This window comes from Streptomyces flaveolus, assembly GCF_044765825.1.
Classification (GTDB): domain Bacteria; phylum Actinomycetota; class Actinomycetes; order Streptomycetales; family Streptomycetaceae; genus Streptomyces; species Streptomyces flaveolus.
In genome coordinates this window covers 998,620-1,023,558 of the sequence record NZ_JBIWKU010000001.1, presented here as the reverse complement: position 1 = coordinate 1,023,558, position 24,939 = coordinate 998,620, and the positions used below count along the sequence as shown (strand labels likewise).

Genomic DNA, 24,939 nt, shown 5'->3' with positions numbered 1-24,939 from the left:
ATGAGCCCATGGTTCTTCTCGACGTGAGCGACAAGGCGCCGGGCACGCTGCTCGTGGCGCGCCTGCACGTCGACCTGTGCAGGCTGAACAGCGCCATCTGTTGATCTTCCGCTGCCGCCGTACGGCCGTGAGCCGCGGCGGGCCGCCGCGTGCCGCCGCGCGCCCCACGAACCCACGACACCTTCCGACAGGAGCCCTCAGCCATGGCCATCGAGGTCCGCATCCCGACCATCCTCCGCCAGTACACCGACGGCCAGAAGGCGGTGGAGGGCAACGGGGACACCCTCACCGAGCTCTTCGCCGACCTCGAGACCCGGCACACGGGCATTCAGGACCGACTCATCGACAAGGCGAACGGCGACCAGCTGCGCCGCTTCGTCAACGTCTACCTGAACGACGAGGACGTCCGCTTCCTCGACGGCATCAACACCAAGCTCGCCGACGGCGACAGCATCACGATCCTGCCGGCCGTCGCCGGCGGTATGGCCTGATCGGGATGCGGTACGACTCCCCGCTGGCCGCGGTGGGCAACACCCCTCTGGTGCGCCTGCCGCGGCTGTCGCCGTCCGAAGACGTCCGCATCTGGGCCAAGCTGGAGGACCGCAACCCGACCGGCTCGATCAAGGACCGCCCCGCCCTGCACATGATCGAGCAGGCGGAGAAGGACGGCCGTCTCACCCCCGGCTGCACCATCCTCGAGCCCACCTCCGGCAACACCGGCATTTCGCTGGCCATGGCCGCCAAGCTCAAGGGCTACCGCATCGTCTGCGTGATGCCCGAGAACACCTCGCAGGAACGCCGGGACCTGCTCGCCATGTGGGGCGCGGAGATCATCTCCTCCCCGGCCGCGGGCGGCTCCAACACCGCCGTGCGGGTCGCCAAGGAGCTCTCCGCCGAGCACCCCGACTGGGTGATGCTGTACCAGTACGGCAACCCGGACAACGCCGGCGCCCACTACGCCGGCACCGGCCCGGAGATCCTCGCCGACCTGCCCTCGGTCACCCACTTCGTGGCCGGCCTCGGCACCACCGGCACCCTCATGGGCGTCGGCCGCTACCTGCGCGAGCACAAGCCGGACGTGAAGATCGTCGCCGCCGAACCGCGCTACGACGACCTGGTCTACGGCCTGCGCAACCTCGACGAGGGCTTCGTGCCCGAGCTGTACGACGCCTCCGTGCTCACCACCCGCTTCTCGGTGGGCTCGGCCGACGCGGTCACCCGCACCCGTGAACTCCTCCAGCAGGAGGGCATCTTCGCGGGCGTCTCCACCGGCGCCGCCCTGCACGCCGCCATCGGCGTCGGCAAGAAGGCGGTCAAGGCGGGGGAGAGCGCGGACATCGTGTTCGTCGTCGCCGACGGCGGCTGGAAGTACCTCTCCACCGGCGTCTACACCGCCGCCACCACCGAAGAGGCCATCGCAACCCTCCAGGGCCAGCTCTGGGCCTGACGCCTCACCGGGCGAGGTGCCGCACCTGGTCCCACAGGGTCGGGTCCACCTCGCCCACCCGGCGCCGGAAGTCACCCAGCGGGACCCGGCGCAGCTCGTCCGTCTCCAGGAAGCTCGTCCGCCCCCGCCCGTCACCGACGGCCCCCGGCGGCAGCGTGATCACCCCGGCCCGCCCCTCCCGGTACCTGCTGGTGATCTTCGCGACCAGCACGTGCCGCCCGCGCACCGCGATCACCAGGCACGGGCGGTCCTTGCCGCCCCGGGCGTCCTCGTAGGGCACGTTCGCCCACCAGATCTCCGCCGGCCGCGGCCGCACCGCCCGGCCCCGCGGACCCCGGGGACGACCCGGCGGACGCCGGCTGCCCGCAGGCCGCCGCCGCCCCGCGCCCCAGCCGTCGACGACCGTGGCGACGAGCGCGAGAAGCACCACCGCCGCGAGCGCGAGCCACCAGGACGTGTCCATACCGACGACGTTACCGGCGCGCGCCCACACCGCGCGCCCCCTCAGTGGCCCCGGGCGCCCCACTTCCAGCCGAACCGGTGACACCACAGGTGAGTTCGCCCACAACGGCCCCTGGCGGAGGAGCGACCAGAGGTTTTGCGCCTTACGCTCGACGGACCGCACGACCCCCGTCTCTCCACATCCGCCAGCGGAGGTTTCTGCTTCATGAAGCTCACCGTCGTCGGCTGCTCGGGGTCGTTCCCGTCCGCGGAATCGGCCTGCTCGAGCTACCTCGTCGAGGCCGACGGCTTCCGGCTGCTCCTCGACCTGGGCAACGGCGCCCTCGGCGAGCTGCAGCGCCACTGCGGTCTCTACGACCTCGACGCGATCTTCCTCAGCCACCTGCACGCCGACCACTGCATCGACATGTGCGCGTACTTCGTGGCGCGCTACTACCGGTACGACGGCGGCCGCTGCGACCCCCTCCCCGTCTACGGACCCGAGGGCACCGAGCACCGGCTCACCACCGCCTACGCCGACACCCCCTCCGCCTCCTCCATGAGCGAGGTCTTCGACTTCCACACGGTCAAGCCGTCCACCTTCGAGGTCGGCCCCTTCACCGTGCACACCGAGCGCGTCGCCCACCCCGTGGAGGCCTACGCCATCCGCGTCGAGCACGGCGGCCGGTCGCTGACGTACTCCGGCGACACCGGCACCACCCCCGTGCTGGACGAACTCGCCCGGGACACCGACCTGTTCCTGTGCGAGGCCGCCTTCACGCACGGCAAGGAGAACATCCCCGACCTGCACCTCAACGGGCGCGAGGCGGGTCAGAGCGCGAGCCGGGCGGGTGCCCGCCGCCTGGTCCTCACCCACATCCCGCCGTGGACCGACCCGGGGATCAACCTGGCCGACGCCCGCGAGGTCTACGACGGCCCGGTGGACGTGGCGGCGGCGGGCGCGGTGTACGAGATCTGACGCGAACGCCCGCGCGGACGCGACGAGGCCCCCGGAGCTCTGCGGCTCCGGGGGCCTCGGTCATGCCGTGCTCATGCTGTGCGGCGGGGACTCACGCCTTCGTGAGGTCCTCGACCTCCTCCTCGGGCTCGCGGCCCGGGGTCTTGAGGTTGAACTTGATGATCGCGAAGCGGAACGTCACGTAGTAGATCGCCGCGAACACCAGACCGATCGGGATGATCAGCCATGGCTTGGTCGCCAGATGCCAGTTCAGGGCGTAGTCGATGAAGCCGGCCGAGAAGTTGAAGCCGGCATGCACCCCGAGGCCCCAGGTCACCGCCATCGAAATGGCCGTCAGCACCGCGTGCAGCACGTACAGGACCGGCGCGATGAACATGAACGAGAACTCGATCGGCTCGGTCACACCGGTGACGAACGAGGTCAGGGCGAGCGAGACCATCATGCCGAGGACGGCCTTGCGGCGCTCCGGGCGCGCGCAGTGGGCGATGGCGATCGCGGCGGCCGGCAGGCCGAACATCATGATCGGGAAGAACCCGGCCTGGAACAGTCCGGCGTTCGGGTCGCCGGCCAGGAAGCGGGTGATGTCGCCGTGCACGACCTCACCGGCGGAGTTGGTGAAGTCGCCGAGCTGGAACCAGGCCACGGTGTTCACGAACTGGTGCATGCCGACCGGGATCAGCGCGCGGTTCACACCGCCGAACAGGGCGGCGCCGCCGGAGCCGAGGCCGGTCATCCACTCGCCGAAGTTCGAGATGCCGGTGCCGATGGGCTCCCAGACCAGACCGAAGAAGACGCCGACGACGATGCCGACGAAGGCCATGATGATCGGCACCAGGCGGCGGCCGTTGAAGAAGCCGAGCCAGTCCACCAGCTTGGTGCGGTGGAACCGCTGCCACAGCACGGCGGAGAGCAGACCCATGATGATGCCGCCGAGCACACCCGGGTCGTTGTACGTCGCGGCGATGTCCTCGCCCTTCTGCACCACCGCCTCGGTGACCGGGAAGGCCTCCAGGACCTTGCTGTAGACGAGGAAGCCGACCACGGCGGCCAGGGCCGTCGAGCCGTCCGCCTTCTTGGCGAAGCCGATGGCCACGCCTATGCAGAACAGGATCGGCAGCGAGCCGGTGAGGGCACCGCCCGCGTTGTTGAAGACGGCGGCGACCTTGTCCCAGCCGAGGCCGTCCTTGCCGAAGATGTCGTCCTGGCCGAGCCGGACCATGATGCCCGCTGCCGGCAGTACGGCGATCGGGAGCTGCAGGCTGCGGCCGACCTTCTGCAGGCCCTGGAAAAGGCCCTGTCCCCGCTTCTTTGCGGGGGCCGCCGTTGCGGTGGCGGTGCTCATAAGTCCTCCATCGGGTGATGGTCTACACCACTGAGTGGTGTAGACCTGTTGTAGCACGATGAAGGCCGCGTAAGGAACCCGCGAATCCGCTACCGCGGCACTACGCGCAGTGCCGATCGAGCACCCCAGGTCAGACCCCCTGGAGAGCGCACCGGAGCGCGCCGAAGGCCCCCGGACCAGAAGCCCGGGGGCCTTCGCGAGACCACACCCTAAGGGTACGTGAGGTCTATACCTTGGTGACGTCCTCGACCTCGTCCTCCGGCTCCCGGCCCGGAGTCGTCAGATCGAACTTCGTGATCGCGAACCGGAAAACCACGTAGTACACCACCGCGAAACACAGACCGATCGGAATGATCAGCCACGGCCGGGTCGCCAGGTTCCAGTTGATGACGTAGTCGATCAGCCCCGCCGAGAAGCTGAACCCGTCGTGCACCCCCAGCGCCCACGTCACCGCCATGGACACACCCGTCAGCACCGCGTGCACCGCGTACAGCGCCGGCGCGACGAACAGGAACGAGTACTCCAGCGGCTCGGTGATGCCCGTCACGAACGACGTCAGCGCCACCGACAGCATCAGACCGCCGACCTCCTTGCGGCGGTGCGGCTTCGCGCAGTGCGTGATGGCCAGCGCGGCGGCCGGCAGCGCGAACATCATGATCGGGAAGAACCCCGACGTGAACTGACCCGCGTCCGGGTCCCCGGCGAGGAACATGTTGATGTCGCCGTGCACCACCGTGCCGTCCGGCTTCGTGAAACTGCCGAACTGGAACCACATCGGCACGTTCAGGAACTGATGCAGCCCGATCACCAGCAGCGCCCGGTTCGCCAGCCCGAACACGCCCGCACCCCACGAGCCGATCCCGTTCAGCCAGTCACTGAAACTCTCCAGCGCGTCGCCGATCGGCGGCCACACCCACAGACACAGCGCCGCGAACACGATCGCCACGAACGCCATGATGATCGGCACCAGCCGCCGGCCGTTGAAGAACCCCAGCCAGTCCACCAGCTTCGTCCGGTGGAACCGCTGCCAGAAGTACGCCGACAGCAGCCCCATCACGATGCCGCCGAACACCCCCGGATTCTGGAAGACGAACGCCGTCACCGTGCCCGCCCCGTCGGTCACCTGACAGCCGACCTGCGGGACCGCCTTCGACCCCTCCGGGCAGTCCTCCGGGAACTGCCGCAGCACGTTGAAGTAGACGAGGAACCCCGCCACCGCCGCCAGCGCCGTCGAACCGTCCGCCTTCTTCGCCATCCCGATGGCCACGCCGATGCAGAACAGCAGCGGCAGCCCCAGCGAACCGTCCAGCAGGGCGCCGCCCGCGCCCGTCATCACCTTCGAGACGTTCGTCCAGCCCAGGCCGTCGTCCCCGAACACGTCCGGCTGCCCCAGCCGGTTGAGAATGCCCGCGGCGGGCAGGACCGCGATGGGCAGCTGAAGACTGCGACCCATCTTCTGCAGACCCTGGAAGGTCTTGTTCCAGCGGGCACGCGCAGGACTGACCGCACTGTCGGCACTCATCCGGTCTCCATCCGGTCGCCGGTACACTGGTGTAGACCAGTTGCGGGACGGTTCCGCTGTCGTGACGCCATCATTCGGTACCCACCGCATGACCGCTCGCGAAGCTGAGCCGACTGTGGGTTACTGCGACAAAAGCGGTTCGGATCAGGGAGAAGGAACATGGCCAGCAAGGCTGAGAAGATCGTCGCCGGCCTCGGCGGCATCGACAACATCGACGAGATCGAAGGCTGCATCACCCGCCTCCGCACCGAGGTCCACGACGCTTCCAAGGTCGACGAGGCCGCCCTGAAGGCCGCCGGCGCCCACGGCGTCGTCAAGATGGGCACCGCCATCCAGGTCGTCATCGGCACCGACGCCGACCCGATCGCCGCGGAGATCGAAGACATGATGTGAGCACCCGCTCACCGGCAAGGGGCCTTTCCCACTGCGGGACAGGCCCCTTCCGCATGGGCCGCTAGGCTCACCCGCATGTCACGAATCGACGGCCGCACCCCCCAACAGCTCCGCCCCGTCACCATCGAACGCGGCTGGAGCAAGCACGCCGAAGGCTCCGTCCTCGTCTCCTTCGGCGACACCAAGGTCCTCTGCACCGCCTCCGTCACCGAAGGCGTCCCGCGCTGGCGCAAGGGCAGCGGCGAAGGCTGGGTCACCGCCGAGTACGCCATGCTGCCCCGCGCCACCAACACCCGCGGCGACCGCGAATCGGTCAAGGGCCGCATCGGCGGCCGCACCCACGAGATCAGCCGCCTCATCGGCCGCTCCCTGCGCGCGGTCATCGACTACAAGGCGCTCGGCGAGAACACCATCGTCCTCGACTGCGACGTCCTCCAGGCCGACGGCGGCACCCGCACCGCGGCCATCACCGGCGCCTACGTCGCGCTGGCCGACGCCATCGGCTGGGCCCAGGGCAAGAAGCTGATCAAGGCCGGCCGCAAGCCCCTCATCGGCACCGTCTCCGCCGTCTCCGTCGGCATCGTCGGCGGCACCCCCCTCCTCGACCTCCGCTACGAGGAGGACGTCCGCGCCGACACCGACATGAACGTCGTCTGCACCGGCGACGGCCGCTTCGTCGAGGTCCAGGGCACCGCCGAGGCCGAACCCTTCGCCCGCGACGAACTCAACGCCCTCCTCGACCTCGCCGCCGCCGGCTGCACCGAACTGGCCGACCTCCAGCGCAAGGCGCTCGACACCGTCCTCGAACGGTAAAGAGGACGCCAAGAAAACGACGCCCGCCGCGCAACTCGACCGCCCGCCGCGGCGTCTTCGGCAGTACGGGCGTACGGCCCCATCGCCGTACGCCCGGCACAGCACCCGCACACGGGCCGCCCGGCCCTGTCCCAAGGGGAGGACCGAGACCCATGGCCGCGACCCGACGCAGCCGCCGTCGCCGCACCGCATACGCCGCCGCAGCCCTGGCGACCGCCGCCCTGACCGTGGGCCTGACCACCGGCTGCGACGCCGTCGACAAGGCACTCGACTGTGTCCAGACCGCCGACGCCATAGCCGACAGCGTCACCGCGCTCCAGCAGGCCGTGGAGAACGCGTCCAACGACCCGACGCAACTCGAGGAATCCCTCGACTCCATAGACAAGGACCTCGACAAGATCGGCGACCGCACCGACAACGCCGACGTCAACAAGGCGGTCGAGGACCTCGGCAAGGCCGTGGACAACATCCGCACCTCCGTGAGGAACGGCGACAACACCCCCGACATCAGCCCCGTCACCGACGCGGCCGGCGAACTGACGAAGGTCTGCACGCCGTAGGGAGGGCCCGGTCGAACCGGAGGCGGGGTCCGGAATACTGGGCCCCATGACCCGCCTGATCCTCGCCACCCGCAACGCCGGAAAGATCACCGAACTGAGGGCCATCCTCGCCGACGCGGGCCTGCCCCACGAGCTCGTCGGCGCGGACGCCTATCCGGAGATCCCCGACGTCAAGGAAACCGGCGTCACCTTCGCCGAGAACGCCCTCCTCAAGGCCCACGCCCTCGCGCAGGCCACCGGCCTCCCCGCCGTCGCCGACGACTCCGGCCTCTGCGTCGACGTCCTGAACGGCGCCCCCGGCATCTTCTCCGCCCGCTGGGCCGGCCGCCACGGCGACGACAAGGCCAACCTGGACCTCCTCCTCGCCCAGATCGGCGACATCGCGGACGAACACCGGGGCGCGCACTTCGCCTGCGCGGCGGCCCTGGCACTGCCCGACGGCAGGGAACGCGTGGTCGAGGGCCAACTCCGCGGCACCCTCCGCCACACCCCCGCGGGCACGGGCGGCTTCGGCTACGACCCGATCCTCCAGCCGGACGGCGAGACCCGCACCTGCGCGGAACTGACGGCAGCGGAAAAAAACGCCATCAGCCACCGCGGCAAGGCCTTCCGTGCCCTGGTACCGGTGGTACGGGAGCTGCTCGGCTGAGGTCCGCACCACAACGGCCTGCGGATCATCCTTCGATTCGCAGGCCGTGAGTGTGCGGCGGAAGGGATTCGAACCCTCAAGCCCGATCAAGGGCCACAGATCCTAAGTCTGCTGCGTCGCCATTGCGCCACCGCCGCTGGCGCCTGCCATCGTACCGGGAGAAGCGCGTCGCCTTGCGCCTCCCCCTCAGCTCACTGGACGAGGGGTGTCTTGCCCTTTTGCCGACACCAGGTCTCCGTGAGGGCGTGGCAGTTGGGGCACAGGTATCGCAGGTTCTCCCGGCGATTGTCCCGCCAGTTTCCATTGACGTGGTCGATCTGCAGAGTGATGGGATGGCCGAGCCATTCACCGGTGTTGCCGCATTGCTCGCAGGCGTACGGCACCCCGATCTCGGCCAAAGCCCTATGGAGCTGGGCTCGGTTGGTGCGCCCTGTGTGAGTCGGGCGGACGACGAGCACGCGGTGGGCGGTGGGCTCCGGGGCGGGCGGCTCGGTTCGTCCCCAGGCGCGGCGCTCGAAGTGGTCAGTGGCCAGCCCCAGACGCGCCGCCGCCCGTCGGACGCGCCGATGGTTGACGTCATTGACCTCCAGGCCGAGCCCGCGCATGACGTCCGCGTAGCTCGTGCAGTGCGGCACAAGATCGCGAAGCTGCTCCTCGACGATGTGGAGACGACGGTGTGAGAAGTGGCTAGTGTCGATGCCCTGAGCGTTCATCATGCGGCGCAGGACGGCGCGCGAGCGACTGTCGTCCGGCACGCCCAGCGCACGGGCGACACCGCGCACGCTGGTCGCCGCTGCCGCGGCTGTACGGAGTTCATCGGAAGTGAAGGGCATTTCGGGCTCGGGCCGGTCGATGCCGGGAAAGTGGCTGATATCAATTCCTGCGGCATTGATGCGGTGCCGAATGTGGGTCAGGGTTCCAGTCGCCGGGGTCGCTCCCAGCTTCAGTGCCACCTCCCGTAGCGAAGACGCCGAGACGACGGCCTCGGCAATGGCGGCGTCAGGGTACTTGCGCCACGGGCTGCGCTTGACGAAGTGACTCGTGTCCAACCCGTGGCCCGCGACCTTTTCCTGGAGCACCCGCCGCTGGCCGCCGCTCACCTTGAGGCCGAGTCGTCGCATCAGGTCTGTCCAATTGCGAGCCTCGGCGACGGCGCACGCGAGTCGTTTCCTGTCGTAAGCGCCCGATGGCGTGGGTTCCGGAATCTCCAGCATCCTGTCCGCCCCTCCGTTCTCGGTCACCCGTTCGTGGCCTCGTACGGAGTAACGAACCGTTTATCGGACCGTCACGCGCGGCATGCGGAAGGGCCCGTACCGGGTAACGCCGGTACGGGCCCCGCGGGGAATCCTCAGATGCCCAGGTCCTTGATGATCTTGGCCACGTGGCCCGTCGCGCGGACGTTGTACAGGGCCCGTTCGACCTTGCCCTCCTCGTCCACGACGATCGTGGAGCGGATGACGCCCATGTAGGTCTTGCCGTAGTTCTTCTTCTCGCCGAAGGCGCCGTACGCGTCGAGGACCTTCTTGTCCGGGTCGGCGAGGAGCGTGACCTTGAGGGACTCCGTGTCGCGGAACTTGGCGAGCTTCTCCGGCTTGTCGGGGGAGATGCCGAGCACGTCGTAGCCGGCGGCGGCCAGCAGCTCCAGGTTGTCCGTGAAGTCGCACGCCTGCTTCGTGCACCCGGGGGTAAGCGCCGCAGGGTAGAAGTAGACGATGACCTTGCGGCCCTTGTGGTCGGCCAGGGACACCTCGTTGCCGTCGGCGTCCGGGAGGGTGAAGGCGGGGGCCGGGTCCCCCGGCTGCAGTCGCTCGCTCATCGATCCAGCGTAACCGGGGGTCCTGACAGTGCAGAGCAGTGAGTAGCTGACAGACTGTCCGGAACAGCGTCAGCAGACTTCGGAGGCCGTACGGTGGCGGACACGTCGGACATCAGAACCCCGGCGCAGATCGAGGCGGACATCAAGCGCCGCCGCGAGGTGCTGGCCGAGACGCTCGACGAGATCGGGGTGCGGGTACACCCGAAGACGATCATGGGCGATGCGAAGGCCAAGGTCGCTTCCAGCGTCGATCACACACTCGGACGGGCGTACGTCCAGGTCAATCGTGTGGTCAGCGATGTGAAGTCGCAGTTCGTGGACGAGGAGGGCTCGCCGCGTCTGGAGCGCGTCGTGCCCGTGGCGCTCGTCGTGGTCGGAGTGGTGGGGCTGCTCACCCTCGGTACCCGGCGGCGCAAGGGCTGAGGCGGGGCAGGTAGGTTTCAGGGCGTGAGCGCCAAGAGAAACGAGCACAGTTCCCCCGACGACAAGCTGCCCATCCGGATGCTGCACGACCGTGTACTCGTGCGGCAGGACACCAGCGAGGGCGAGCGGCGTTCCGGGGGCGGCATTCTGATCCCCGCCACGGCGGCGGTCGGCAAGCGGCTGGCCTGGGCCGAGGTCGTCGCGGTGGGCCAGAACGTGCGGACGGTGGAGCCCGGCGACCGGGTGCTGTACGACCCGGAGGACCGTGCGGAGGTCGAGGTGCGGGGGACCGCGTACGTGCTCATGCGCGAGCGTGACCTGCACGCCGTGGCCGCGGACCGGTTCGAGGGGTCGGAGGACTCGACCGGGCTGTACCTGTAGAGCGGTCGCGAAGGGGCTGGTGACCAGTGTCACCAGCCCCTTCGTGCTGTCTTTGCTACCTTGGAGGCATCCCGACGAGACGCGCCGTACCGGGTTGAAGGAAAAGACGACGCACCCCGTTCAGTTCGCTCCACGGAGGTGCCTGTCATGGCGTGGGTTCTGCTTGTCGTCGCCGGTCTGCTCGAGGTCGGCTGGTCGATCGGGATGAAGTACACCGACGGTTTCACCCGGCTCGTGCCGAGTCTGTTCACCGGCGCCGGGATCGTGGCCAGCATGGTGCTGCTGTCGTACGCCGCCCGGACGCTGCCCATCGGTACCGCCTACGGCGTGTGGGTGGGGATCGGTGCGGCCGGGGCGGCGGTGCTCGGCATGATGGTGCTGGGTGAGCCGGCGACCGCCGCCCGGATCTTCTTCATCTGTCTGCTGCTGGTCGCCGTGGTGGGGCTGAAGGCGACCTCGGGTCACTGACCCGGCGCGGGGGTCATTCGTCCCGCGGGGTGGCGGGGAGGCCGCCGACGAATCCGCCGGTGTCCGTCTCTCCGCCGCCCGCTCCGCCCGTGGCGCCGTCGCCGGTGCCGCCGGCGCCGTTGTTCCCGTCTCCGTCCCCGCCGCCGGTGGGGCCGGGTTCGGTGCTGGCGCCGCCGCCGGTGGGGCCGCCGGTCGAGGGGGCGCCGTCGCCGCCGGTGCGGCCCGGGTCGGTGCTGGCGCCGCCGTTCTCGCCCGGGGTGGCGGTGTGGGTCTCCGGGCCGTCGGTGCCGTCCTCGTCGCCCGTGCCGCCGTCGGACTCGTCGCCGGTGCCGGTGTCGTGGGAGGGGTCGGCGGAGGGGGGCGCGGTGACGTCGGCGCCCGCCTGGAGCTGGAGGTCGAAGGCGCTGACGGGCTCGCCCTTCAGGGCGTTACGGGTGTACTGGGCCCAGATCTCGGCGGGCGCCCCGCCGCCGTTGATGCGGTCGAGGCCCATGACGCCGTACAGGGACTTGTGGGCGGCGGTGACCGGGTCCTGGCCCATGACGGCGACGACGGTGGCGAGGTCGGGGGTGTAGCCGGCGAACCAGGCGGCCGTGTCCTCCTCGGCGGTGCCGGTCTTGCCGGCGGCGGGGCGGCCGGCGCCCTGGGCGGCGGTGGCGGTGCCGTTCTGTACGACGCTGCGCAGCACGGACGTGGTGGTGTCGGCGGCCTCGCGGCTGACGGCCTGGCTCTCGCGTCGCTCGGGCAGCTCCACTTCGTGCTTGCCGTCCTTCATGACCTTCTCGACCAGGGTGTACGGGGCGTGCCGGCCGTGGTTGGCGAGGGTGGCGTAGGCCTGGGCCATGTCGAGGGGGCTGGCGGTGGCGGTGCCGAGGGCGATGGCGGGGCCCTCCGGCATCTCCGGGGTGTCGGCGGCCAGTCCGAGGTCGACCGCGGTCTCCTTGACCTTGCCGGGGCCGACGTCGACGGCCATCTGCGCGTACACGGCGTTCACGGACTTGTCGGTGGCTTCGCGGACGGTGATGCCGCCGTAGTCGCGGTGGTCCTCGTTCTCGGGGGCGTAGTGGGTGCCGCTCCAGCCCTCGACGGGGCGTTCGCTGTCGCCTTCGTAGATCGTGTTCGGGTTGATCATGCGGCCGTCCTGGGTGTCGGAGTGGTTCTCGACGGCCGCGGTGAAGACGAAGGGCTTGAAGGTGGAGCCGACCTGGAAGTCTCGGCGGGTGGCGTTGGGCGTGTACTGCTTGACGTAGTCGATGCCGTTGTACATCGCCACGACCTTGCCGGTCTTCGGGTCGACGGAGGCGCCGCCGGCGCGGACGTAGGTGTCGACCTTGCGGTCCTTGTCCAGTTCGGACATCAGCTTGTCGTCGACGGCCTTGACGAAGGCGTCCTGCTTGTCCTTCTGGAGGGTGGTGGTGATGCGGTAGCCGCCGCGGTCGAGGTCTTCCTCGTCGACGATGCCGTTCTTGATCAGGTAGTCCTTGACGATGCGGACGACGTAGCCGCGCTGTCCGGACATGCCGGTGGAGACGGTGGTCCGCTTCGGCGTCGGGAACGTCAGTCCGGCGCGTTCGGCCTGGTCGAGCCACTTCATCTTGACCATGCCGTCCAGCACGTAGTTCCAGCGGGCCTCGGCGGCGGCCTTGTTCTCCGGGTGGGCGACGACGTCGTACTCGCTGGGCGCGTTGAGCAGGGAGGCGAGGTAGGCGCCCTGGGCGGCGGTGAGTTCGGTGGCGTCGATGCCGTAGTAGGCCTGGGCGGCGGCCTGGATGCCGTAGGCGCCGCGGCCGAAGAAGCTGGTGTTGAGGTAGCCCTCGAGGATCTCGCTCTTGCTCTTCTGCCGGTCGAGCTTGATCGAGATGAAGAACTCCTTCACCTTGCGGGAGACGGTCTGCTCCTGTGCCAGGTAGTAGTTCTTGACGTACTGCTGGGTGATCGTGGAGCCGGACTGCTTGCCCTTGCCGGTGGCGGTGTTCCAGCCGGCCCGGATCATCGCCATGGGGTCGATGGCGGACTCGGTGTAGAAGTCGCGGTCCTCGGCGGCGAGGACGGCGTGCTGGGCGTCCTTGGAGATCCGGGCGAGGCCGACGTTCTCGCGGTTGATCTCGCCGTCGCGGGCGAGGACGCTGCCGTCGGCGTACAGGTAGACGTTGCTCTGCTGGGTGGCGAGGGCGTTGGCCGACGACGGGATCTGGACCAGCGAGTAGCCGAGGAAGAAGCCGCCGATCACCAGCAGGACGCCGACGACGAAGGCGGCCAGCGTCATGCGCCAGGTGGGAATCAGCCGGCGCCATCCGGTCCGCTTGGGCCTCTTCGGCTTGTTCGGCGTCGCCGTTCCCGGTTCCGAGCCCTGGTCAGGCTGCTGCGGCTCGTCGCTCATCTCGTGCACGGACTCCTGTTTCGCGTCGTACGGTTTGGTCTCGTACGGCCTTGTGCGCTTCTGCGCCCTCTGTTGAAGACTCTCGCACCGGGCGTTCCGTTCCCGCTCTGTGGCACACCCGTGAAATTGGGTGCCGTCGTCCGGGATTCCGAACCGTGCCCCGGTAATTCCGTGGTGTGCCCCGTTGCCGTCGTACTAGGCTCCTGCGCTTTGCGGCCGTGCGGAGGTGAGGGCTGTGGGCGTGGGTTCGGGACGGTTGTACGCGGCCGTCGCTGTGGGGGGATTCAGACGGTACGCGACGTATCGGGCGGCCACCGCCGCCGGGGTGTTCACGAACACGGTCTTCGGGCTGGTCCTGGTGTACACCTATCTGGCCCTGTGGGACGAGAAACCGCAGCTCGGGGGCTATGACCAGGCGCAGGCGGTCACGTTCGTGTGGCTGGGGCAGGCCCTGCTGGCGGCGTTGGCGATCGGTGGCGGCGGTGTCGAGACCGAGTTGATGGAGCGCATCCGTTCGGGTGACATCGCCGTCGATCTGTACCGGCCGGCCGATCTTCAGCTGTGGTGGCTGGCGGCGGACGCGGGTCGGGCGCTGTTCCAGTTGCTGGGGCGCGGGGTGGTGCCGTTCGTGTTCGGGTCGCTGTTCTTTCCGGTGGCGCTGCCGCGGGAGGTGTCCGCGTGGCTGGCGTTCCTGGTGGCGGTGGGGCTGGCGATGCTGGTGGGTTTCGCGCTGCGCTACCTGGTGGCGTTGTCGGCGTTCTGGCTGCTGGACGGCACGGGGGTGGCGCAGATGGCGTGGATCCTGGGGCTGTTCTGCTCGGGGATGCTGCTGCCGCTGAACGTGTTCCCGGGGGCGCTCGGCGAGGTCGTGCGGGTGCTCCCGTGGTCGTCGCTGCTCCAGGCGCCGGCCGATGTGCTGCTGGGGGAGGCGGATCCTCTGGGGACCTTCGTCTTCCAGGCCGGGTGGGCGGTGGCGCTGCTGGCGGTGGGGCGGCTGGTGCAGTCGGCGGCGACGCGGCGGGTGGTGGTGCAGGGTGGCTGAGACGGTGGCGGACGCGGACGTGCGCGCGGACGCGGAGGCGGGGGCGGGGCGGGGTGGCCGGGTCGTCGCGGGTTTGCGTGCGTACGGGCTGATCGCGGGGATGTGGATCCGGTCGACGATGGCGTACCGGGCGTCTTTCGCGCTGACGACGTTCGCGAACTTCGCGGTGACGACGCTGGACTTCGTGGCGATCCTGCTGATGTTCTCCCGGGTCGACGCGCTGGGCGGTTACTCGCTGCCCGAGGTGGCGTTCCTGTACGGGCTGTCCGGGGTCGCCTTCGGGCTGGCCGACCTGGCGGTCGGTTCGATGGAGCGGCTGGGGCGGCGGGTGCGGGACGGCACGCTGGACACGCTGCTGGTGCGTCCGGCGCCGGTGCTGGCGCAGGTGGCCGCGGACCGGTTCGCGCTGCGCCGGCTGGGCCGGGTGACGCAGGGCGCGCTGGTGCTGGGTTACGCGCTGGTGGTGCTGGACATCGACTGGTCGGCGGCGAAGCTGCTGCTGATGCCGGTGATGCTGCTCAGCGGCGCGGGGATCTTCGGCGCGGTGTTCGTGGCGGCGGCGGCCTTCCAGTTCGTGGCGCAGGACGCCTCGGAGGTGTCGAACGCCTTCACGTACGGCGGTACGACGATGCTGCAGTACCCGCCGACGGTGTTCGCGCAGGAGCTGGTGCGGGGGGTGACGTTCGTGGTGCCGCTGGCGTTCGTCAACTGGCTGCCGGCGAGCTATGTGCTGGAGCGGCCGTATCCGCTGGCCCTGCCCGGGTGGGTGGCGTTCACGCCGCCGCTGGTGGCCGTGGCCTGCTGTGCGCTCGCGGGGGCGGCGTGGCGGGCGGGGCTGCGTTCGTACCGGAGTACAGGGAGTTAGCGGAGATGGACATCAGCGGCGGCGCCGGGGGATCCGGTGCGGGCTTCATCGAGCTGGAGGGTGTCGAGAAGGTCTTCGACGTGCGCAGGAAGACCGGGTTCCTGAAGCGGGAGCGGTGCGAGGTGCGGGCGGTGGACGGGCTGTCGTTCACCGTGGCGCGGGGCGAGATGGTCGGCTACATCGGGCCGAACGGTGCCGGGAAGTCGACGACGATCAAGATGCTCACCGGCATCCTGACGCCGAGCGGCGGGCGGCTGCGGGTGGCGGGCATCGACCCGTCACGGGAGCGGACGCGGCTGGCGCACCGCATCGGGGTGGTGTTCGGGCAGCGGACGACGCTGTGGTGGGATCTGCCGCTGATCGACTCCTACCGGCTGATGCACCGGATGTACCGGATCCCGGACGCGCGGTACCGGGCGAACCTGGAGCGCTGCGTGGAGCTGCTCCAGCTGGAGTCCCTGCTGGACGTGCCGGTGCGGCAGCTGTCGCTGGGGCAGCGGATGCGCGGTGACATCGCGGCGGCGCTGCTGCACGACCCGGACGTGCTGTACCTGGACGAGCCGACGATCGGCCTGGACGTGGTGTCGAAGGCCAAGGTGCGGGGGTTTCTGCGGGAGTTGAACGCGGAGCGCGGTACGACGGTGCTGCTGACCACGCACGATCTGCAGGACATCGAGCAGTTGTGTTCCCGGGTGATGGTCATCGACCACGGGCGGCTGATGTACGACGGTCCGTTGGCCGGGCTGCACGAGGCGGGGGAGAGCGAGCGGACCCTGGTGGTGGACCTGGAGCGGGAGTTGCCGCCGATCGAGGCGCCGGCGCCCGCGCGGGTGGTGCGGGTGGAGGGGCCGCGCCAGTGGCTGGCGTTCCCCGCGTCGGCGTCGGCCGCGGGGCTGGTGGCGGACATCGCGGCCCGGTATCCGCTGGTGGACCTCTCGGTGCGGGAGCCGGACATCGAAGCGGTGATCGCCAAGATCTATGCGGAACGGGCGAGCGCGTAGTGCCCGGCGGGGTCAGCTCGTAGGCTGCTGTACATGACCGACGACGCCCCGGAACTCCGTGCATCCGACGCCGACCGTGAACGAGTCGCCGAGGTCCTGCGGGACGCCCTTGCCGAAGGGCGCCTGGACATGGCCGAGTTCGAGGAGCGGCTGGACGCCACCTACCGTGCGCGGACCTACGGGGACCTGGCGCCGATCACCCGGGACCTGCCGGCCGGGGAGGGCGTCGTGGCGCCGGTGCCGCGGGTGTCGATGACCAAGGACCCCGCGGGGAGCGGGGGCTGGGCGGGGCGGATCACCGGCGGCGAGGGGTCGTCGACGTGGGCGGTCGCCGTGATGTCCGGGTTCGAGCGCAAGGGGCGCTGGACGGTGCCGAAGCGGTTCAACTGCTTCGCGTTCTGGGGCGGCGGTGAGCTCGACCTGCGGGAGGCGAACTTCGCGGACGGTGAGGTCGTGATCAACTGCGTCGCGATCATGGGGGGCATGAACGTGGTCGTGCCGCCCGGGGTCGAGGTGGTCGTGCGCGGCATCGGGATCATGGGTGGGTTCGACCAGCGTGAGGAGGGCGTCCCCGCCGAGCCGGGTGCGCCGCGCGTGGTCGTCACGGGCTTCGCCTTCTGGGGCGGCGTCGGGGTGGAGCGCAAGGTGACGCGGGCGGAGCGGCTGCGGCTGAAGGAGGAGCGGCGGCGGGAGAAGCTGGAGCGGAAGGCTGCGCGGCGGGAGCTGCACGCGTCGTTCCGGGACGACGTGGAGGAGGCCCACCGGACCATGCTGGACGGGCATCGGGGGCTGATGCGGGAGCGGCGCGAGGAGCGGCGAGAGGAGCGGGAGCGGAGGCGCGGGGAGGGCTGACTGTGGCCCCGCCCACTGAGCCGGCGTTATGTCGTGCGGCGCCTCGGTTGCCGGGGCGGGGTTGTCGCGGCCCGGCGTTGCGGGGTGCCTCCCCCACGCTCGGCTGCGCTCGCGCGGGGGGACCCCCACCGCCCACCCGTGCCGCCCCTGGGGGTACCTCCCAGGCCGTTCAGGCTCTGGGGGAGGCACGACTGCCCGCAGCTACGGCGACTGTGCGCAGCGGCGGCGACTGCTGCGGCGGATCCCCCCGGCCCGTCACAGCGTTGCCGGTGACGTGGTCCTCAGGTCGTTCAGGTCCAGGGCCGCCGCCATGCGCGCGTATCCCCTGTCGCTGGGGTGCAGGTGGTCGCCGTTGTCGTAGTCCGCGCGCAGACGGCGCGGGTCGTAGGGGTCGCGCAGTGCCGCGTCGAAGTCGGCGACCGCGTCGAACACCCGGCCCTCGCGGATCTCCTCGTTGATCTCCTGCCGCATGCTCTCGCGCGCGTCGGTGTAGCCGCTGTGCCCGCCGAACGGCATCACGGTCGCGCCGACGACCTTGAGCCCGTGGGCGTGGGCCATGTCGACCAGCGTGCGCAGGCCCGCGAGGATCGACTCCCGGTCGGCGAGTTCCGGACTGTGCAGGATGTCGTTGACGCCGATGGCGACGACGACCACCTTCGCGTTGGTGCGGCCCAGCACGTCCCGGGGGAACCGGGACAGCGTGCTGGGGTTGGCGGGAGGCGTGCCCGGGCCGCTGGTGAGCAGCCGGTTGCTGCTGATGCCCTGGTTGACCACGCTGTAGCGGGGCACGTTCCGCCCGGCGCCGGCCGCCGCGCGCAGCCGCTCGGTGAGGACGTCGGTCCAGCGGTGGTTGGCGTCCATCGTGGAGCGGTAGCCGTCGGTGATCGAGTCGCCGAGCGCGACGACGGTGCCCACGGCCTCGTGGCTCAGCACGTCCAGCGCCGTCACGTAGCGCCAGTACGAGGTCCTGCCCGTGTACGCGTCGGCGGTGACGTCCTCGGCGCGGTCGCCCTCGGCGACGTAGCTGGTCTGCCGTGCGTGCGGGTGGTAGGTGACGGGGCCGGAGGGCACGGGGGAGTAGGTGGTGATCAGGACGTCGCTGCCGTAGGGGACGGCGATGCGGGCGACGTCGCTCATCACCTGTCCGCCCGCCGGGACGACCACCCGGGGGCTGCCGCCGAAGGTGAGCCGGCGCATGCTGCCGGCGGACGCGGCGGCGGTGCCGTCGTCGGCGGCCAGGGCGATGGACGCGTGGGTGACGGTCAGCGGTGACCGGCCGTACAGGTTGGACAGGGTGATCCGGGCGCTGTTGCCGCCGACGCCGGCGTGCACGACGTTGCGGACCGAGCGGCCGGCCATGCCCTGCGCCGCGGTGCCCGGTTCGGGGCCGACGGGCGAGGTGGACCAGGCGCCGACCCAGGTGCCGGTGGAGGCGGGCGCGGCGTCGTTGTGCGGGAGCCGGCCGCCGGCGACCGGTGTGCGGTCCCGCGTGCCGTCGTCGGAGGCCACCGTGGCGTATATGGCGGCGGAGATCGCCACTATCAGGGCGACGATCGCGGCCAGCAGGGCACGCTGTTTGCTGGGAGGCGCCCCCACGCCTCCGTCATGACCTTCGGTCATGCTGTGTTGTTCTCCTCGGGCGAGGGGAGCTCCGAGGCTCCGGTCCGATGAGCCCATGATGCGTCATGGGCCGGGGTGGGGCCGCGTGACCCCCCGGCTTTCCCCCTTCCCGTCAGACGCCGGGAACTTGTGTTCCGTTCCAGGAGTCGGTCAGGAAGGGACAATGGGTGCGGGACGGATCGTCGAACGGTGGAGCGGATGGCACGCACGAAGGCAGAACGTCCGGAGGGTTCCATGGGTATCGGGCAGGGCGTCGAAGCGGGTGAAAGCCCGTCCTCCGCCGCCGCGCCCGGCGCCGTCCGCAACCGGGCGATGACGGCGTTCAGCCCGGCCGACGAGGAGAAGCGGCGCGGCGTGCGCCGTATGAAGCTCACCGCCGCCGGCCTGCTGCTGTTCGTGGCCGTGGTCTACGTCCTGGCCGAGTGGGCCTCCCACCGCGGCGCGGGCGCCTGGGCGGGCTACGTCTCCGCCGCCGCCGAGGCCGGCATGGTCGGCGCGCTCGCCGACTGGTTCGCGGTCACGGCCCTCTTCCGCCATCCCCTCGGGCTGCCCATCCCGCACACCGCGATCATCCCCAAGAAGAAGGACCAGCTGGGCGTGTCGCTGGGCGAGTTCGTCGGCGAGAACTTCCTCTCCGAGGACGTCGTACGGCAGCGGCTGCGCGCCGTCGGCATCGGCAACCGGCTCGGTGCCTGGCTGGCGGTGCCCGAGCACGCCGACCGGGTGACCGCCGAGCTGTCCGCCGCCCTGCGCGGTGCCCTCACCGTGCTGCGCGACTCCGACGTGCAGGCGGTGGTCGGGGAGGCCATCACCCGGCGGGCCGACGCGCAGGAGATCGCCCCGGGCATCGGCAAGATGCTGGGCCGGGTCGTCGCGGACGGCGGGCACCGGCGGGTCGTCGACCTGATCGTCTCCCGTGCCCACGACTGGCTGGTGCTGCACGGCGACTCCGTGATGGACGCCGTGCAGGGCGGGGCACCCGGATGGACGCCCCGGTTCGTGGACAAGAAGGTCGGCGAGCGCGTCTACAAGGAGCTGCTGCGCTTCGTCACCGAGATGCGCGACATGCCCGCCCACCCCGCGCGCGGCGCCCTCGACCGCTTCCTCGCCGACTTCGCCTCCGACCTGCAGTCCGACACCGAGACCCGGGCGCGTGTGGAGCGGCTGAAGACGGAGGTGCTGGGCCGTGGCGAGGTCCAGGACCTGATCGCGTCCGCCTGGACCGCCGTACGCTCCATGATCGTCTCGGCGGCGGAGGACGAGCGCAGCGAGCTGCGGCTGCGGGTGCGGGCGTCGCTGCTGTCGCTGGGTGCGCGGATGGCGTCCGATCCGAAGGTGCAGGGCAAGGTCGACTCGTGGGTGGAGGGCGCCGCGGTGTACGTCGTCACCACCTACCGGCGGGAGATCACGTCCCTGATCACCGACACGGTGGCGGGCTGGGACGCCGAGCACACCACGAAGAAGATCGAGGCGAACATCGGCCGGGACCTGCAGTTCATCCGGATCAACGGCACGGTGGTCGGCTCGCTGGCCGGGCTGCTGATCTACACGGTCTCCCGCATGCTGGGGGCGTAGCTCCTCGATCGGCCGGGCTTGTCCGCCCCGGTCGGGGGCACACGGGTTCCGATCGCTCGGTCCGACGGCGCCGCACGGCACCGCGGGACCGGGCGGCGTCGTCCCACGGTCCTCGACGGAGAGGGAGTCATGCCAGCGGAATCGTCGTCGCCCAACTCCGTGCCCGCGTCCACGGGAACCGTCACCACGGCGGTCCCCGCCCGCCTGGACCGGCTGCCCTGGTCCCGGTGGCACTGGATGATCGTGATCGGCCTCGGCACCGTCTGGATCCTGGACGGCCTGGAGGTCACGATCGTCGGCAACGTGGCCGGCCGGATCGCCGAGGACGGCAGCGGCCTGGACATCAGCTCCGCCCAGATCACCGGCCTGGCCGCCGCCCTCTACGTCGCCGGTGCCTGCTCGGGCGCCCTGTTCTTCGGCTGGCTGACCGACCGCCACGGCCGCAAGAAGCTGTTCATGGTGACGCTGGTCGTGTATCTGGTGGCGACCGCGCTGACCGCCGTGTCCTTCGAGTCCTGGTGGTTCTTCCTGTTCCGGTTCCTCACCGGTTTCGGCATCGGCGGCGAGTACGCGGCCATCAACTCGGCGATCGACGAGCTGATCCCGTCCCAGTACCGGGGCCGGGTCGACCTCATCATCAACGGCAGCTACTGGCTGGGCGCCATCGGCGGTTCCCTGCTGTCCATCGTCATGCTGGACACGGACATCTTCCCGAAGGACCTCGGCTGGCGGCTCAGCTTCGCCCTCGGTGTGGTCCTCGGCCTGGTCATCCTCCTGGTGCGCCGGCACGTCCCGGAGAGCCCACGCTGGCAGTTCATCCACGGCTACGGCGACGAGGCGGAGAAACTCGTCTCCACGGTCGAACGGGAGATCGAGCAGGAGAAGGGGGAACGGCTGCCGCGGCCGGTCGGTGAGATCACCATCCACCAGCGCAAGAGCATCGGCTTCGGCCTGATCGCCAAAACCGTCTTCGGCAAGTACCCGCGCCGCGCGGTCCTCGGCCTGTCCCTCTTCATCGGCCAGGCGTTCCTCTACAACGCCATCACCTTCGGCTTCGGCACCATCCTGATCACCTTCTTCGACGTGCCGACCGGCCACACCGGCTACTACTTCGCGGTCATCGCCGCCGGCAACTTCCTCGGCCCGCTGCTGCTCGGCAAGCTGTTCGACACGGTCGGGCGCCGGATCATGATCTCGGGCACGTACCTGCTGTCGGGTGTCCTGCTGTTCATCACGGCGTGGCTCTTCGACCGGGGCTCGCTGACGGCCGACACCATGACGGCCTGCTGGTGCGTGGTGCTGTTCTTCGCCTCCGCGGGCGCCTCCAGCGCGTATCTGACCGTCTCCGAGATCTTCCCCATGGAGACCCGGGCGATGGCCATCGCCTTCTTCTACGCCCTCGGCACCGCCGCCGGCGGTATCAGCGGCCCGCTGCTCTTCGCCGACCTCACGGAGTCCGGCGTGGTCGGCGACACGGTGCTGGCCTTCCAGGTCGGCGCCGGGCTGATGTGCGCGGCCGGCCTGGTGGCCGCGTTCCTCGCGGTGAAGGCGGAACGCCGCTCCCTGGAGGACATCGCGGAGCCGCTGTCGACCGCGCGGGCGGGCGACGGAGCGAAGGAAGCGCCGGGCACGGGCACCGCGACGGCGTAGAGTCCGGGCCGACCGCCTCCCGACCCGGCCGACCGCGAGGAGCCTTCGATGACCGTCCGCAGGATCGTCCCCAACATCCACGCCGGGTCCGAGGAGGAACTGGCCTCCGGCCGTGACTTCTACGGCCTGCTCGGCTTCGAGGAGGTCATGGACATGGGATGGGTGTCGACCATGGCCTCACCGTCCGTCCCCACCGCCCAGGTGAGCTTCTTCACCGAGGAGCGCACCGGGCCCGTGGTCCCCGACCTGAGCGTGGAGGTCGAGGACGTCGACGCGGTCCACGCCCGGGTCGTCGCGTCGGGCGCGGAGATCGTACGGGAGCTGCGGGACGAGGAGTGGGGCGTACGGCGCTTCTTCGTACGGGACCCGAGCGGGCGCGTGGTGAACGTGCTGACGCACCGCTCCTAGGCCGAGGTCAGGCCCGCCGGTCGGCGACCGCCCAGGAGGCCAGCGCGACGGCACCGGCGACCCCGAACACGGCGGGCCAGGCGCCCACCTTCTTGGCGAGCGGGTGGGACCCGGCGAAACCGGCGACGTAAGCGGCCGTCAGCGCCCCGGCGGCCTTCCCGCCGGCCTGCCGGCGCCACTGCTGTGCGGCGGCGGCCCCGGCGACGGCGAGCACGGCCCCGCCGAGCTGCCGCTTCCTGGTCCAGCGGGCCACGCCGTACCCGCCGACGAGGCCGCTCGCCGCGACCACCGCGCTGGGAACCTTCGCCATGCCTGCCTCCTGCTTTTTCTCCTGCTTTTCTCCGTCTTTTCAGACCGAGGCTAATCCCCGCCGGGCACGGCACCCGCGCCGGGGCGGGCGGTGGACAGCACCGGGTCGACTGTGACGCAGGTCACACTGGCTTCGGCGGCCGGCCTGTCACACCACACCTCCGCGTTCCGTCGTAGCTGTGTAACGCGATACGGCAACGGCCGAACGGCCGAACCCACGACGGAGGAACCCACCATGGACGCTCGCCTCAACCTCTTCGGCAACCCGATCGCCGGCAAGCTCCTGCGGCACATCAACTCGGCGGGCAAGGTCGTGACCGACTCGGGGCTGCCGGCCGCCACCCAGGAGCTGGTGAAGATCCGCGCCAGCCAGATCAACGGCTGCGGCTTCTGCCTCGACATGCACACCAAGGACGCCGCGAAGGCGGGTGAGACCTCGCTGCGCCTCAACCTGGTCGCCGCCTGGCGGGAGGCCAAGGTCTTCACCGACGCCGAGCGGGCCGCCCTGGAGCTGACCGAGCAGGGCACCCGCATCGCCGACGGCCGTGGCATCAGCGACGAGGCCTGGGCGGACGCGGCGAAGCACTACGACGAGGACCAGCTCGCCGCGCTGGTCGGCCTGATCGCCGTCATCAATACGTACAACCGGCTGAACGTCATCACCCAGCAGCCGGCGGGCGACTACGAGCCGGGCATGTTCGGCTGACGCCCGCGCGCGACGCCGGACGGCCCGCCCCGGCACACCGGGGCGGGCCGTCCGCTGCTCAGCCGGCGGCGTGCAGCAGGACCGGGAGCCGTTGGTGGCCGTTGCTGATCAGGGAGGGCACGGCCGGGAGTTCGGCCGAGGGATCGGCCAGGCGGATGTCGGGGAAGCGGTCGAAGAGGCTCCGGAGCGCGAGGGTGACCTCCATCCGGGCGAGGGGCGCGCCGAGGCAGAAGTGGACGCCGTGCCCGAACGCCAGGTGGTCCTTGACCGTGCGGGCCGCGTCGAACGTGTCGGCGTCGTCGTGCCATGCGGGGTGACGGTTGGCGGCGGCGTAGGACGCGAGGATCGCCTCACCGCGGGCGATGGTCTGCCCGTCGGGCAGGGGGATGTCCGTGACGGCGAACCGGAGCGGCAGGTGCTTGACCGCCGGCTCGTGACGCAGCGTCTCCTCGACGACGTCGTCCCAGGTGACGGCACCCTCGCGGACCAGCTCCAGTTGGTCGGGCCGGGTCAGCAGGGTGTGGACGGCCTGGTCGATGACGTTGACGGTGGTCTCGTAGCCGGCGCTGATCATCAACAGCAGGGTGTCGCGCAGCTCTTCGTGCGACAGGCCCGTGCCGTCGCTCTCGTCGTCCCGCGCGGCGATGAGCAGGGACGTCATGTCGTCGCCCGGGGTGCTGCGCTTGTCGGCGATGAGCTGGTCCAGGGTCGCGTACAGCCGGGCGGTGTTGGCCTGTGCCTCCTCCTGGCTCAGCGTGGTGTCGAAGACACCGTCCACGAGGGCCCGGAAGCCGTCCCGCCGGCTCTCGGGCACGCCCATGAGGTGACCGATCACCGCGATGGGCAGCGGGTACGCCAGCTCCTGGCGCAGATCGACCGGCTCCCCGGCGGGGAGCCCCGCGAGACGGTCGACGAGCCCGTCCACCATGCCCTCGACGGCCGGCCGCATGTGGGCGATGCGGCGGGCGCTGAAGGCGGGCGCCACCAGCCGGCGCAGCTTGCGGTGGTTGGGGCCGTACGCGGTGAACATGTTCTCCACCGCCACCCACAGGGCGAGCGGCCACGTGCCGACCACCTGCCCGAAGGCGGGCCAGTGCGCCCGGGCGTCCTTGGAGACGTCGGGCCCGGTGAGCAGCTGTTTGAGCAGGGCCGGGTCGGAGACCGACCAGGCTTCCACGCCGAGCACGTCCACCCGGGTGGCCGGACCGCGGGCGCGCAGGGCACGGTGCTCGGCGTGGTGGTCGGCGCCGGCGGGGTCGAGGACGAGGGGAGACTGCTGGTCGGGCATGGCGGGCTC

General features: G+C 70.5%; 28 protein-coding genes, 1 tRNA gene and 1 riboswitch. Of the genes, 19 read left to right on the top strand and 10 right to left on the bottom strand.

Annotated features, from left to right (window positions below):
- Nucleotides 1-8 precede the first annotated feature (8 nt).
- The 3 genes from ACIRG6_RS04590 to ACIRG6_RS04580 all read left to right on the top strand — a co-directional run bounded on the left by ACIRG6_RS04590 (nucleotide 9) and on the right by ACIRG6_RS04580 (nucleotide 1,447).
- On the top strand, nucleotides 9-104 hold the full coding sequence (locus ACIRG6_RS04590; protein WP_019065921.1) for a putative leader peptide: 96 nt from the start codon (nucleotides 9-11) through the stop codon (nucleotides 102-104).
- A gap of 99 nt (nucleotides 105-203) precedes the next feature.
- On the top strand, nucleotides 204-491 hold the full coding sequence (locus tag ACIRG6_RS04585) for a MoaD/ThiS family protein (RefSeq protein WP_239766340.1): 288 nt from the start codon (nucleotides 204-206) through the stop codon (nucleotides 489-491).
- A 5-nt stretch (nucleotides 492-496) separates the two neighbouring features.
- Nucleotides 497-1,447 carry a PLP-dependent cysteine synthase family protein gene (locus ACIRG6_RS04580; protein WP_239766341.1) on the top strand — a complete coding sequence of 317 codons (951 nt, stop codon included), beginning with the start codon at nucleotides 497-499 and terminating at the stop codon, nucleotides 1,445-1,447.
- A 4-nt stretch (nucleotides 1,448-1,451) separates the two neighbouring features.
- On the opposite strand, the gene ACIRG6_RS04575 is transcribed toward ACIRG6_RS04580, so the two are convergent.
- Nucleotides 1,452-1,910 carry a type II toxin-antitoxin system PemK/MazF family toxin gene (locus tag ACIRG6_RS04575; RefSeq protein ID WP_403320667.1) on the bottom strand — a complete coding sequence of 153 codons (459 nt, stop codon included), beginning with the start codon at nucleotides 1,908-1,910 and terminating at the stop codon, nucleotides 1,452-1,454.
- A 204-nt stretch (nucleotides 1,911-2,114) separates the two neighbouring features.
- On the opposite strand from ACIRG6_RS04575, the gene ACIRG6_RS04570 reads away from it, so the two are divergent.
- Nucleotides 2,115-2,867: an MBL fold metallo-hydrolase gene (locus ACIRG6_RS04570; protein WP_364674884.1), complete on the top strand. Its 753-nt coding sequence runs from the start codon at nucleotides 2,115-2,117 to the stop codon at nucleotides 2,865-2,867.
- 91 nt (nucleotides 2,868-2,958) lie between these two features.
- On the opposite strand, the gene ACIRG6_RS04565 is transcribed toward ACIRG6_RS04570, so the two are convergent.
- On the bottom strand, nucleotides 2,959-4,209 hold the full coding sequence (locus ACIRG6_RS04565; protein ID WP_189230988.1) for a PTS transporter subunit EIIC: 1,251 nt from the start codon (nucleotides 4,207-4,209) through the stop codon (nucleotides 2,959-2,961).
- Nucleotides 4,210-4,435: 226 nt separating this feature from the next.
- Nucleotides 4,436-5,731 (bottom strand): PTS transporter subunit EIIC, encoded by a 1,296-nt coding sequence (locus ACIRG6_RS04560; protein ID WP_364674881.1) that lies wholly within the window; start codon nucleotides 5,729-5,731, stop codon nucleotides 4,436-4,438.
- 159 nt (nucleotides 5,732-5,890) lie between these two features.
- Here ACIRG6_RS04560 and ACIRG6_RS04555 point away from each other — a divergent pair, with 159 nt between their 5' ends.
- The 4 genes from ACIRG6_RS04555 (at nucleotide 5,891) to rdgB (ending at nucleotide 8,146) form a co-directional block, all read left to right on the top strand.
- Nucleotides 5,891-6,124 (top strand): glucose PTS transporter subunit EIIB, encoded by a 234-nt coding sequence (locus ACIRG6_RS04555; protein ID WP_071383815.1) that lies wholly within the window; start codon nucleotides 5,891-5,893, stop codon nucleotides 6,122-6,124.
- A gap of 75 nt (nucleotides 6,125-6,199) precedes the next feature.
- Complete coding sequence (gene rph, locus ACIRG6_RS04550; RefSeq protein ID WP_318213032.1) at nucleotides 6,200-6,937, top strand: ribonuclease PH; 738 nt, start codon at nucleotides 6,200-6,202, stop codon at nucleotides 6,935-6,937.
- Between the two features lie 152 nt (nucleotides 6,938-7,089).
- Nucleotides 7,090-7,497 (top strand): hypothetical protein, encoded by a 408-nt coding sequence (locus ACIRG6_RS04545; protein WP_350720680.1) that lies wholly within the window; start codon nucleotides 7,090-7,092, stop codon nucleotides 7,495-7,497.
- Nucleotides 7,498-7,543: 46 nt separating this feature from the next.
- Nucleotides 7,544-8,146 carry an RdgB/HAM1 family non-canonical purine NTP pyrophosphatase gene (rdgB, locus tag ACIRG6_RS04540; protein WP_403320664.1) on the top strand — a complete coding sequence of 201 codons (603 nt, stop codon included), beginning with the start codon at nucleotides 7,544-7,546 and terminating at the stop codon, nucleotides 8,144-8,146.
- Nucleotides 8,147-8,199: 53 nt separating this feature from the next.
- Here the strand turns inward: rdgB and ACIRG6_RS04535 are convergent.
- From ACIRG6_RS04535 to bcp, 3 genes are all read right to left on the bottom strand, one after another.
- Nucleotides 8,200-8,283: transfer RNA gene (locus tag ACIRG6_RS04535), tRNA-Leu, on the bottom strand.
- Nucleotides 8,284-8,337: 54 nt separating this feature from the next.
- Complete coding sequence (locus ACIRG6_RS04530; protein WP_403320662.1) at nucleotides 8,338-9,360, bottom strand: HNH endonuclease; 1,023 nt, start codon at nucleotides 9,358-9,360, stop codon at nucleotides 8,338-8,340.
- Nucleotides 9,361-9,494: 134 nt separating this feature from the next.
- Nucleotides 9,495-9,962: a thioredoxin-dependent thiol peroxidase gene (gene bcp / locus ACIRG6_RS04525; protein ID WP_239766352.1), complete on the bottom strand. Its 468-nt coding sequence runs from the start codon at nucleotides 9,960-9,962 to the stop codon at nucleotides 9,495-9,497.
- Between the two features lie 93 nt (nucleotides 9,963-10,055).
- On the opposite strand from bcp, the gene ACIRG6_RS04520 reads away from it, so the two are divergent.
- The 3 genes from ACIRG6_RS04520 (at nucleotide 10,056) to ACIRG6_RS04510 (ending at nucleotide 11,234) form a co-directional block, all read left to right on the top strand.
- Entirely contained in the window at nucleotides 10,056-10,385 is a 330-nt protein-coding gene (locus tag ACIRG6_RS04520) for a DUF3618 domain-containing protein (RefSeq protein WP_189230980.1), read from the top strand.
- A 24-nt stretch (nucleotides 10,386-10,409) separates the two neighbouring features.
- Nucleotides 10,410-10,766, top strand: a complete 357-nt coding sequence (locus tag ACIRG6_RS04515) for a GroES family chaperonin (protein WP_189230979.1) — start codon at nucleotides 10,410-10,412, stop codon at nucleotides 10,764-10,766.
- Nucleotides 10,767-10,815: 49 nt separating this feature from the next.
- Nucleotides 10,816-10,882, top strand: a riboswitch (guanidine-III (ykkC-III) riboswitch).
- A 31-nt stretch (nucleotides 10,883-10,913) separates the two neighbouring features.
- On the top strand, nucleotides 10,914-11,234 hold the full coding sequence (locus tag ACIRG6_RS04510; RefSeq protein ID WP_318213027.1) for a DMT family transporter: 321 nt from the start codon (nucleotides 10,914-10,916) through the stop codon (nucleotides 11,232-11,234).
- A gap of 13 nt (nucleotides 11,235-11,247) precedes the next feature.
- Here the strand turns inward: ACIRG6_RS04510 and ACIRG6_RS04505 are convergent, their stop codons facing one another.
- Entirely contained in the window at nucleotides 11,248-13,614 is a 2,367-nt protein-coding gene (locus ACIRG6_RS04505; RefSeq protein WP_403320659.1) for a transglycosylase domain-containing protein, read from the bottom strand.
- Between the two features lie 235 nt (nucleotides 13,615-13,849).
- Here ACIRG6_RS04505 and ACIRG6_RS04500 point away from each other — a divergent pair, with 235 nt between their 5' ends.
- From ACIRG6_RS04500 to ACIRG6_RS04485, 4 genes are read left to right on the top strand one after another with little or no spacing between them, the layout of a single operon-like run.
- Nucleotides 13,850-14,656, top strand: coding sequence for an ABC transporter permease (locus ACIRG6_RS04500; protein WP_318213025.1), 807 nt, complete (start codon nucleotides 13,850-13,852; stop codon nucleotides 14,654-14,656).
- Nucleotides 14,649-15,521 (top strand): ABC transporter permease, encoded by an 873-nt coding sequence (locus ACIRG6_RS04495; protein WP_403320658.1) that lies wholly within the window; start codon nucleotides 14,649-14,651, stop codon nucleotides 15,519-15,521. The genes ACIRG6_RS04500 and ACIRG6_RS04495 overlap by 8 nt, the downstream gene beginning before the upstream one ends.
- A 5-nt stretch (nucleotides 15,522-15,526) precedes the next feature.
- Nucleotides 15,527-16,522 carry an ABC transporter ATP-binding protein gene (locus ACIRG6_RS04490; protein WP_364674863.1) on the top strand — a complete coding sequence of 332 codons (996 nt, stop codon included), beginning with the start codon at nucleotides 15,527-15,529 and terminating at the stop codon, nucleotides 16,520-16,522.
- A gap of 33 nt (nucleotides 16,523-16,555) precedes the next feature.
- On the top strand, nucleotides 16,556-17,374 hold the full coding sequence (locus ACIRG6_RS04485) for a DUF1707 SHOCT-like domain-containing protein (RefSeq protein ID WP_403320656.1): 819 nt from the start codon (nucleotides 16,556-16,558) through the stop codon (nucleotides 17,372-17,374).
- Nucleotides 17,375-17,629: 255 nt separating this feature from the next.
- Here the strand turns inward: ACIRG6_RS04485 and ACIRG6_RS04480 are convergent, their stop codons facing one another.
- Complete coding sequence (locus ACIRG6_RS04480) at nucleotides 17,630-18,994, bottom strand: SGNH/GDSL hydrolase family protein (protein WP_364674858.1); 1,365 nt, start codon at nucleotides 18,992-18,994, stop codon at nucleotides 17,630-17,632.
- 234 nt (nucleotides 18,995-19,228) lie between these two features.
- Here ACIRG6_RS04480 and ACIRG6_RS04475 point away from each other — a divergent pair, with 234 nt between their 5' ends.
- The 3 genes from ACIRG6_RS04475 (at nucleotide 19,229) to ACIRG6_RS04465 (ending at nucleotide 22,627) form a co-directional block, all read left to right on the top strand.
- Nucleotides 19,229-20,569 carry a DUF445 domain-containing protein gene (locus ACIRG6_RS04475; protein ID WP_318213021.1) on the top strand — a complete coding sequence of 447 codons (1,341 nt, stop codon included), beginning with the start codon at nucleotides 19,229-19,231 and terminating at the stop codon, nucleotides 20,567-20,569.
- A 129-nt stretch (nucleotides 20,570-20,698) separates the two neighbouring features.
- Nucleotides 20,699-22,219, top strand: coding sequence for an MFS transporter (locus ACIRG6_RS04470; protein ID WP_403320653.1), 1,521 nt, complete (start codon nucleotides 20,699-20,701; stop codon nucleotides 22,217-22,219).
- Between the two features lie 48 nt (nucleotides 22,220-22,267).
- Nucleotides 22,268-22,627 carry a VOC family protein gene (locus ACIRG6_RS04465; RefSeq protein WP_403320650.1) on the top strand — a complete coding sequence of 120 codons (360 nt, stop codon included), beginning with the start codon at nucleotides 22,268-22,270 and terminating at the stop codon, nucleotides 22,625-22,627.
- Between the two features lie 7 nt (nucleotides 22,628-22,634).
- Here ACIRG6_RS04465 and ACIRG6_RS04460 read toward each other — a convergent pair whose 3' ends face one another.
- Nucleotides 22,635-22,937 (bottom strand): hypothetical protein, encoded by a 303-nt coding sequence (locus ACIRG6_RS04460; protein ID WP_359396821.1) that lies wholly within the window; start codon nucleotides 22,935-22,937, stop codon nucleotides 22,635-22,637.
- A gap of 234 nt (nucleotides 22,938-23,171) precedes the next feature.
- Between ACIRG6_RS04460 and ACIRG6_RS04455 the strand changes: the two genes are divergently transcribed.
- Complete coding sequence (locus ACIRG6_RS04455; RefSeq protein WP_239766368.1) at nucleotides 23,172-23,642, top strand: carboxymuconolactone decarboxylase family protein; 471 nt, start codon at nucleotides 23,172-23,174, stop codon at nucleotides 23,640-23,642.
- Nucleotides 23,643-23,700: 58 nt separating this feature from the next.
- On the opposite strand, the gene ACIRG6_RS04450 is transcribed toward ACIRG6_RS04455, so the two are convergent.
- Nucleotides 23,701-24,930, bottom strand: a complete 1,230-nt coding sequence (locus ACIRG6_RS04450) for a cytochrome P450 family protein (RefSeq protein ID WP_403320647.1) — start codon at nucleotides 24,928-24,930, stop codon at nucleotides 23,701-23,703.
- Nucleotides 24,931-24,939: the final 9 nt, after the last annotated feature.

Excerpts from the sequence above, each read along its gene's own strand:
- ACIRG6_RS04560 (WP_364674881.1), bottom strand. The coding sequence starts at position 5,731 with ATGAGTGCCGACAGTGCGGTCAGTCCTGCGCGTGCCCGCTGGAACAAG.
- bcp (WP_239766352.1), bottom strand. The coding sequence starts at position 9,962 with ATGAGCGAGCGACTGCAGCCGGGGGACCCGGCCCCCGCCTTCACCCTC.
- ACIRG6_RS04580 (WP_239766341.1), top strand. The coding sequence starts at position 497 with ATGCGGTACGACTCCCCGCTGGCCGCGGTGGGCAACACCCCTCTGGTG.
- ACIRG6_RS04490 (WP_364674863.1), top strand. The coding sequence starts at position 15,527 with ATGGACATCAGCGGCGGCGCCGGGGGATCCGGTGCGGGCTTCATCGAG.
- ACIRG6_RS04530 (WP_403320662.1), bottom strand. The coding sequence starts at position 9,360 with ATGCTGGAGATTCCGGAACCCACGCCATCGGGCGCTTACGACAGGAAA.
- ACIRG6_RS04485 (WP_403320656.1), top strand. The coding sequence starts at position 16,556 with ATGACCGACGACGCCCCGGAACTCCGTGCATCCGACGCCGACCGTGAA.
- ACIRG6_RS04480 (WP_364674858.1), bottom strand. The coding sequence starts at position 18,994 with ATGACCGAAGGTCATGACGGAGGCGTGGGGGCGCCTCCCAGCAAACAG.
- rdgB (WP_403320664.1), top strand. The coding sequence starts at position 7,544 with ATGACCCGCCTGATCCTCGCCACCCGCAACGCCGGAAAGATCACCGAA.
- ACIRG6_RS04450 (WP_403320647.1), bottom strand. The coding sequence starts at position 24,930 with ATGCCCGACCAGCAGTCTCCCCTCGTCCTCGACCCCGCCGGCGCCGAC.
- ACIRG6_RS04590 (WP_019065921.1), top strand. The coding sequence starts at position 9 with ATGGTTCTTCTCGACGTGAGCGACAAGGCGCCGGGCACGCTGCTCGTG.
- ACIRG6_RS04570 (WP_364674884.1), top strand. The coding sequence starts at position 2,115 with ATGAAGCTCACCGTCGTCGGCTGCTCGGGGTCGTTCCCGTCCGCGGAA.
- ACIRG6_RS04505 (WP_403320659.1), bottom strand. The coding sequence starts at position 13,614 with ATGAGCGACGAGCCGCAGCAGCCTGACCAGGGCTCGGAACCGGGAACG.
- ACIRG6_RS04475 (WP_318213021.1), top strand. The coding sequence starts at position 19,229 with ATGGGTATCGGGCAGGGCGTCGAAGCGGGTGAAAGCCCGTCCTCCGCC.
- ACIRG6_RS04470 (WP_403320653.1), top strand. The coding sequence starts at position 20,699 with ATGCCAGCGGAATCGTCGTCGCCCAACTCCGTGCCCGCGTCCACGGGA.
- ACIRG6_RS04555 (WP_071383815.1), top strand. The coding sequence starts at position 5,891 with ATGGCCAGCAAGGCTGAGAAGATCGTCGCCGGCCTCGGCGGCATCGAC.
- ACIRG6_RS04585 (WP_239766340.1), top strand. The coding sequence starts at position 204 with ATGGCCATCGAGGTCCGCATCCCGACCATCCTCCGCCAGTACACCGAC.
- ACIRG6_RS04510 (WP_318213027.1), top strand. The coding sequence starts at position 10,914 with ATGGCGTGGGTTCTGCTTGTCGTCGCCGGTCTGCTCGAGGTCGGCTGG.
- ACIRG6_RS04545 (WP_350720680.1), top strand. The coding sequence starts at position 7,090 with ATGGCCGCGACCCGACGCAGCCGCCGTCGCCGCACCGCATACGCCGCC.
- ACIRG6_RS04465 (WP_403320650.1), top strand. The coding sequence starts at position 22,268 with ATGACCGTCCGCAGGATCGTCCCCAACATCCACGCCGGGTCCGAGGAG.
- rph (WP_318213032.1), top strand. The coding sequence starts at position 6,200 with ATGTCACGAATCGACGGCCGCACCCCCCAACAGCTCCGCCCCGTCACC.
- ACIRG6_RS04455 (WP_239766368.1), top strand. The coding sequence starts at position 23,172 with ATGGACGCTCGCCTCAACCTCTTCGGCAACCCGATCGCCGGCAAGCTC.
- ACIRG6_RS04460 (WP_359396821.1), bottom strand. The coding sequence starts at position 22,937 with ATGGCGAAGGTTCCCAGCGCGGTGGTCGCGGCGAGCGGCCTCGTCGGC.
- ACIRG6_RS04575 (WP_403320667.1), bottom strand. The coding sequence starts at position 1,910 with ATGGACACGTCCTGGTGGCTCGCGCTCGCGGCGGTGGTGCTTCTCGCG.
- ACIRG6_RS04565 (WP_189230988.1), bottom strand. The coding sequence starts at position 4,209 with ATGAGCACCGCCACCGCAACGGCGGCCCCCGCAAAGAAGCGGGGACAG.